The following is a 1,236-nucleotide window of genomic DNA, read 5'->3' as shown; positions in this document are numbered from 1 at the left end:
AATTGGCATTATCAGTGTGCAAAGAACATTTAAAATGTCATCAGATTATGTCCTTGAAACCTGGTACTTTATGGCGTCTATTGCAACGCTTAGATGTTTTACGTCGTCCAGAAAGAGTGGAAGCTTTTGTACAAGCCTGCGAGTGTGATGCAAAAGGCAGATTAGGACTAGAAGATCGTCCATATCCTCAAGCTCAATACATGCGTGAAGCCATGCAAATTGTTCGCTCCATTAAAGTTCAAGATTTACCAGAGAACATTAAGGGTGCTGAAATTGGTGAAATGCTTATTCAATATCGAATTGAAGCTTTAGCTGAATTTAAAAATCAGCATCAAAGTCTTAGTCACTCCTAATAAACAACAATAAAAAAAGCCTCAAAATGAGGCTTTTTTTATTTAGGTTTTAACGTCTTGGAAGCGGAATATACTGAGATTGTGTATTCTGTGCTTTTCGCTCACCTACCGTCACAACATAGTTTTGTTGTTTGCCTTCTCTTTCAACCAAAACATTAATTTCGCTATTTGGTGCTTGCAAAGCGACATAATTAATTAAATGAGAAGCTGAAGTGATCGGCTCATTATTCACCTGAACAATTTTATCGCCAACTTTAATCCCCGCAGCATCTGCCGGACCATTTTTTAAGACATCAGCAACAACTACACCCACTTGCTGTTTAGGTGCCAATACATCGTCTTGTGTAGGTGGAAGTAAACTAATACCCAACCAACCACGAACAACACGACCATCTTTTAAAATCGAGTTTAATACTTGCTGACAAACCTTTGCCGGAATCGCGAAGCCAATACCTAAAGAGCCACCCGATTGTGAGAAAATCGCCGTATTCACACCAATCAAGTTACCAGCCACATCGATTAATGCGCCACCTGAGTTACCTGGGTTAATTGCAGCATCAGTTTGGATAAAGTCTTCATAGGTATTAATACCTAAATCAGAGCGACCGGTTGCTGAAATAATCCCTTGAGTTACTGTTTGTCCTACGCCAAATGGGTTACCAATCGCTAAAACAACATCACCAACTTCATTACCACTGAGCTTAAAAGGCAATACTGGTAATTTATCTAAATCGATTTTAATAACCGCCAAATCTGTATCAGGGTCGGTGCCAACAATTGTAGCTTCTGCTCGGCGTCCATCATGTAATGCCACCACAATCTGGTCAGCTTGAGCAATCACATGATTATTGGTGAGAATGTAACCATCGGCGCGAACAATAAC

At 40.0% G+C, this 1,236-nt stretch carries 1 protein-coding gene and 1 pseudogene; one reads left to right on the top strand and one right to left on the bottom strand.

What is annotated here, in order from left to right; all coding sequences use genetic code 11:
- Positions 1 to 353, top strand: a pseudogene (gene cca, locus VXQ92_RS19065) (multifunctional CCA tRNA nucleotidyl transferase/2'3'-cyclic phosphodiesterase/2'nucleotidase/phosphatase); the annotation flags it as partial.
- A gap of 49 nt (positions 354 to 402) precedes the next feature.
- Here the strand turns inward: cca and VXQ92_RS19060 are convergent.
- On the bottom strand, positions 403 to 1,236 hold an 834-nt coding region (locus tag VXQ92_RS19060; RefSeq protein ID WP_416682855.1), incomplete at its 5' end, for a S1C family serine protease.

This window comes from Acinetobacter sp. 228, assembly GCF_048147885.1.
Note: the sequence above shows the minus strand (reverse complement) of the source record. Positions and strands in the feature narration are given on the sequence as shown.